Annotated in this window: 4 protein-coding genes; 3 read left to right on the top strand and 1 reads right to left on the bottom strand. The window is 35.0% G+C overall.

What is annotated here, in order from left to right; all coding sequences use genetic code 11:
• Positions 1 to 700: 700 nt before the first annotated feature.
• Positions 701 to 1,378 carry a DUF4294 domain-containing protein gene (locus IQ05_RS12160; protein WP_144893335.1) on the bottom strand — a complete coding sequence of 226 codons (678 nt, stop codon included), beginning with the start codon at positions 1,376 to 1,378 and terminating at the stop codon, positions 701 to 703.
• 82 nt (positions 1,379 to 1,460) lie between these two features.
• Here IQ05_RS12160 and IQ05_RS12155 point away from each other — a divergent pair, with 82 nt between their 5' ends.
• The 3 genes from IQ05_RS12155 (at position 1,461) to IQ05_RS12145 (ending at position 5,998) form a co-directional block, all read left to right on the top strand.
• Positions 1,461 to 2,552, top strand: coding sequence for a M42 family metallopeptidase (locus IQ05_RS12155; protein WP_144893333.1), 1,092 nt, complete (start codon positions 1,461 to 1,463; stop codon positions 2,550 to 2,552).
• Between the two features lie 493 nt (positions 2,553 to 3,045).
• Positions 3,046 to 5,337, top strand: coding sequence for a DNA topoisomerase 3 (locus IQ05_RS12150; RefSeq protein ID WP_144893331.1), 2,292 nt, complete (start codon positions 3,046 to 3,048; stop codon positions 5,335 to 5,337).
• 187 nt (positions 5,338 to 5,524) lie between these two features.
• Entirely contained in the window at positions 5,525 to 5,998 is a 474-nt protein-coding gene (locus tag IQ05_RS12145) for a DUF6265 family protein (RefSeq protein WP_144893329.1), read from the top strand.
• Positions 5,999 to 6,000: the final 2 nt, after the last annotated feature.

The following is a 6,000-nucleotide window of genomic DNA, read 5'->3' as shown; positions in this document are numbered from 1 at the left end:
TCGTTTGTTTCTCAAAGCGGGTGCAAAAGTAGTTATTCTTTTTTTAACTGGCAAGAAAAATTTGAAGTTTTTTTGAGATAATTTTTATCTCATTCGCTTCTCTTTCTCTTATCAATCTCTCAAAGAACTTCCGTTGTTTTGCGGGGTGCAAAGATAACTTTCGTTTTTAAATCTCACAAGCTTTTTTTAAAGTTTTTTCTAAAGAGTAAATCTCTATTAACTTTGTTTTTCTTGTCAGTATTTTAAAGAACGTCTGCGTCATTGCGGGTGCAAAAATACAACCTTTATTCGCTTTTACAAGCTTTTTATTCGCCTTTTTTTAATCTTTTCTTAACTTTTAAACTAAAGCACTGATTACTCGTTTCTTAAAACCTAAACTTTTTTCCAGTTAACTTGAATTTTGATAACCGAACAGTGAAATCAAGCCTTTGGAGGGTATTTGATAGTTTTATTACTATATATCTAGGTAGTATTGTTTTCTATACTATATATAAGGTAAACCTCAAATGATCTGCTCTGTTGGGTTCTCACTATTGAATACTCTGTATTTAAGCTCCTCAAACCTTGAGCGGAAAAATTACATGTATATAATGGTGATTTTTTTGAAGAACAATAAAATAGAGCATACAGATATTCTAATAGGACTCAATTAACACTTACCCTTATCATATCTCTTATTTGATAGAAAGTAAATAGTTGATTATTTTTTTAAATTCTCAGCTCGTTTTACCCAGGAATCGTTTAAAATATCATAATCTATAACAATTGCTGGTTTTTGGTTTTGAAGTCTTCCAGCTTCAAACGCTCTAAATAATATAGTTTCTATTAAATAGTCTTCGTTTACGGTATATGGAGCATATTTTGTTTTAAGATTTATATCAAATAAACTTGCTGCGGTGTTTGACCAAAAAGCTTTCCAACCGCTCTTGAGGGTTTTTACAAGCTCATAAGTAGTAGTACCTGTTTGCCTGTGAATAAGCTTTACTAATATTTGGCCTTGCTTGCGGGATAGTTTTTTGAGTTTGGCTTCGAATTCATTGCTCAAATAACCTTCGACTATCTTAAAATATTTTTTCTTCTCTTTATTGGTTTTTAAATTCGCCATGCCTTTGTTAAGATTAGTCAATCGCTCTGACGCTACTTTTGCATACGGATAGACTCTATACACCCTGCTTTGTAGCAATAGAAATTGCTTTCTAGCTTCTAGATCTAGTTTCTCTTTTGAAATTAATATTTCTGGTAGTTGTATGGTGTCATTTATTTCATTTTCATCTTCACCAAGTTCGTAACCTATTTTTGTAGTGTCTTGAGGTGTTGTCTGTGCATTTGAGAAGTGAACACAAAAAATAATTAATAACGCTATAAGCAATGGTTTCATGTTTCGAATTTTTAAAATCAAAATTATACAATATATGTACAAGTGTGATGCCAAATTTTTAATTTAGCAAAAAAAATATTTTATGAGTACAACAACACTATTAAATACAACTTCCTTAGCCTTTTTAGAAAAATACTTAAACAACGCCTCTCCTACGGGCTACGAAAGCGAAGGTCAGAAAATATGGATGGATTATTTACGCCCATATGTAGATACCTTTATTACGGATACCTATGGAACTGCTGTAGGAGTTATAAACCCTGATGCTCCATATAAAGTAGTTATTGAAGGACATGCCGATGAAATTTCATGGTATGTAAATTACATTACTGAAGATGGATTACTGTATGTGATACGCAACGGCGGATCTGACCATCAAATTGCTCCATCAAAGAGAGTGGATATTCATACTAAAAAAGGTATTGTAAAAGGGGTATTTGGCTGGCCAGCCATACATACAAGAAGCAGAGGAAAAGAAGAGACTGCCAAAGTTGAGAATATTTTTATTGATATAGGTTGTGAAACCAAAGAGCAGGTGGAAGCTATGGGTGTTCATGTAGGCTGTGTAATTACGTATCCAGACGAATTCATGATTTTAAATGAAAACAAATTTGTTTGCAGAGCCATTGACAATCGAATGGGTGGTTTTATGATTGCCGAGGTAGCTAGAATGTTGCACGAAAATAAAATCACACTACCGTTTGGTCTTTATATTACCAATTCTGTGCAAGAGGAAGTGGGCTTGCGTGGCGCAGAAATGATTACCAAAACCATACGACCAAATGTTGCTATTGTAACCGATGTATGTCATGACTCAACCACGCCGATGATTGATAAAAAAATAGAAGGCGATACCAAAATAGGTAAAGGACCAGTAATTACCTATGCGCCAGCTGTACACAATACACTGCGCGAAATAATTCTTGATACAGCCATTGAAAATGAGATTCCGTTTCAAAGATTAGCTTCGTCAAGAGTAACGGGCACAGATACTGATGCATTTGCCTACAGTAACGGAGGTGTAGCATCGGCTTTGATCTCTTTACCGCTACGTTACATGCACACTACAGTGGAAATGGTTGATCGCTCGGATGTAGAAAATGTGATACAGCTTATTTACAAAACCTTACTTCAATTAAAAAACAACGATACGTATTCTTATTTTAATGAGTAGTCGTATCTATTTAAAAACAACTCAAAACCTTCCTTGAGTTGTTTTTAAATTTTTCTTCGCTATCTGGTTAATTCCCGGATAGCCAAGAAAATATTAATATACTTAGTTTGTCAAAAAGTTTAGAGTTCCATTTTATTTTTGGATCTAATGCTTGGCAAATCCCATAAATAAGAATACTTGACCATTTTCATGAGAACAATTTGAATCTGTTATAGGATTATATATGCGCTAGAGTTTCCCTAAAAATTTAAGTTTAGCATTCTTGTGTTACACTTTACTCCTATTGAAAAAGAATATATTCTATTTAGCCCTGATAGCAGCGGCATCCTTTTATCCCGATTTTTTCGGGATGAAAGATATAGCGGATAGCAGGAGGAGTTTTACTTACTAAGAAAGAAGTACTGCTCCTAAAAAAGCTTTTTAAAACTCTGTGTGAATTGTTTTTTGATATCCTTTCTAAATTGCTAATTTGCGCCCTTAAATGTATATGAAGATGAAGGTATGTATTGCCGAAAAACCTAGTGTGGCAAGAGAAATTGCAACAGTACTGGGTGCCAACACTAAACGAGATGGATATTATGAAGGGAATGGTTATGCGGTTACCTACACTTTTGGACATTTGTGCACGCTTAAAGAGCCTAATGATTACAAACCCCACTGGAAAAGTTGGGATTTGAATAACTTACCCATGCTTCCTGAGAAATTTGAAACCAAAGTGGTGGAAAATTCAGGAATCCAAAAACAGTTTAAAATTGTAAAACAATTGTTTGACCAAGCAGAAATGGTTATTAATTGTGGTGATGCGGGCCAAGAAGGAGAACTCATTCAGCGCTGGGTGATGAACCAGGCACACTATAAAGGAGTGGTGATGCGACTTTGGATTTCCTCTTTGACTACAGAGGCTATTAAAGAAGGTTTCCAAAACTTAAAACCGTCCAGTCAATACGACAACTTGTTCTATGCTGGTTTCTCTAGGGCTATTGGTGACTGGTTGCTGGGTATGAATGCCACTCGACTGTACACTGTAAAACATGGTGGATACAAGCAAGTGTTATCTATAGGTAGGGTACAAACCCCTACTCTTGCTATGGTTGTAGAACGGCATAAAGAAATTATGAATTTCAAGCCACAACCTTACTGGGAATTACAAACCATGTACCGTGAAACTCTTTTTAATTATGAAGAAGGTAGGTTTTTAAAGAAAGAAGAAGGTGAAATTCTGGCTCAAAAAGTAAAAGAAAGTCCGTTTGAAATTATTGCTGTTGACAAGAAAAACGGCAATGAGTATGCTCCAAAATTATTTGACCTTACTGGATTACAGGTGTATTGCAACACTAAATTTGGTTTCTCAGCAGATGAAACTTTAAAAATTGCACAGCTGTTATACGAACAAAAAGTAATTACCTACCCTAGAGTAGACACCACTTTTTTACCTAATGATGTATACCCAAAAGTGCCTGGTATTTTACAAAAATTAACGGCTTACGCACAATTGACCACGCCCTTATTGAATAAGAAAATAAAAAAATCAAGTAAGGTTTTTAATGATAGTAAAGTAACAGATCACCATGCAATTATTCCCACAGGTGTACAAAATAACTTGTCCTACAATCACCAGCAGGTATACGATATTATAACCAAACGATTTATCGCTGTTTTTTATGACGATTGTCTTGTGGCAAATACTACGGTGCTGGGTAAAGCTGCCGATGTAGTTTTTAAAACAACAGGTAAAATAATTTTAAAAAAAGGATGGAGAGTTGTTTTTGAAGATCCAAATGCCAAGGAAAAAGAAACCGATCTTTTACCATTATTCACCATTGGCGAAAGCGGCCCTCATGAACCTTCTTTTTTAGAAAAAGAAACGAAAGCGCCCAACCAGTTTACCGAGGCTACCTTATTAAGAGCTATGGAAACCGCCGGAAAACAAGTTGAAGATGATGACCTGCGCGAGCTTATGAAAGAAAATGGTATTGGCAGACCATCAACCCGAGCTAATATCATTGAAACCTTATTCAAGAGGCAATATATTATTCGTAATAAGAAACAGGTATTACCCACTGCAACCGGCATTCAACTGATTGACACCATTCAAAATGATATGGTAAAATCAGCAGAACTCACGGGTTCTTGGGAAAAACAACTTCGGGATATAGAAAAAGGAACGTATTCTGCCGCTTCATTCATTAATAATATGAAACAAATGGTAGGAGCACTTGTTGATGAAGTTCGTCTTGAAACCCGTCGTGCAATACATGCAGTACCACTGCATGAGGAAAAGAAAATTGCAAAACCCGTAAAAAAATCACCTGCCGGAATTGCACAACAAAAATGCCCGAAATGCAAACAAGGATCGCTACTAAAAGGAAAAACAGCCTACGGTTGTAGTGCCTATCAATCAGGATGTACTTTTTTATTACCTTATGTTTATGCCGAAAAAAAGATGTCAGAAAACCAATACCTGCGTTTATTGCAAAAAGGATCTACCGTAAACTTGAAAGATTTTAAAACACAAGCCGGTACAGTAGAAGGATTATTGCGTTTTGACGATAATTTCCAGCTTGTACTTGAACAAAAGAAGACTTTAGCGAAAGCCGTTCCCAACGAATTACTCTGCCCAAAATGCAAAAAAGGAACCGTATTAAAAGGAAAATTAGCCTATGGATGCAGCCAATATAAAGTAGGATGTACCTTTAACGTAAGTTTTGTCAAGGTTCGGGAGCAGTTAAACGGAGTCGTTGCTACAAAAGATCTAGTACACCAAATTCTTAAAAGCAATATTTAGTTTTCTAGAGCTTAATCCAGCTATCCGCTATATCTTTTTATGATTAAAAAAATCATAAAAAGGATGCCGCTTCTAACTGGGCTAGGAACGACAAGTAAACTATAATTGACGAATAAATATTTCAATAGAAATCACATCTTTTTTATAAATTTGTAAGGCACAAAATATTCATCCTTAAATACATTCCATGAAAAAATCAGCCCTAATTATCTTGTCCGTAATATGTATTTTTAGTTGTAACAAAAACAAAACTAGCGAAAAGGAAAAAATTAAAGCAGCTCATTGGATGATTGGAAACTGGAAATACAAAACAGCAACCGGAACCCTTACCGAGAACTGGATAAAAGGCAACGACAGTACTTTACTTGGCACCTCATTTTACATACAAGACAAGGATACCATACACCATGAAACAATTGTACTGCAACAAAACGGTGATAATCTAACATACACGGCTACAATAAAAGGACAACATAATGATCAACCCGTTATTTTTACATTAAATAATGCGACAGAAAAAACAATGGTTTTTGAAAACCTGAAAAACGATTATCCTAGAACTATTACCTACCAGCAAGTGTCATCCCAATCTATAATTGCCAAAATAAGCGGAATTCAACAAGGAAAACCTTCATCTGAACAATTTGTTTTGAAAAAATAATT

The organism is Flavobacterium tiangeerense (genome assembly GCF_007830355.1).
Taxonomy (GTDB): Bacteria; Bacteroidota; Bacteroidia; order Flavobacteriales; family Flavobacteriaceae; genus Flavobacterium; species Flavobacterium tiangeerense.
Note: the sequence above shows the minus strand (reverse complement) of the source record. Positions and strands in the feature narration are given on the sequence as shown.

What these genes read in the sequence shown, in the direction of transcription:
- IQ05_RS12160 (WP_144893335.1), bottom strand. Translation starts at nt 1,378, where the DNA reads ATGAAACCATTGCTTATAGCGTTATTAATTATTTTTTGTGTTCACTTC.
- IQ05_RS12155 (WP_144893333.1), top strand. Translation starts at nt 1,461, where the DNA reads ATGAGTACAACAACACTATTAAATACAACTTCCTTAGCCTTTTTAGAA.
- IQ05_RS12150 (WP_144893331.1), top strand. Translation starts at nt 3,046, where the DNA reads ATGAAGGTATGTATTGCCGAAAAACCTAGTGTGGCAAGAGAAATTGCA.
- IQ05_RS12145 (WP_144893329.1), top strand. Translation starts at nt 5,525, where the DNA reads ATGAAAAAATCAGCCCTAATTATCTTGTCCGTAATATGTATTTTTAGT.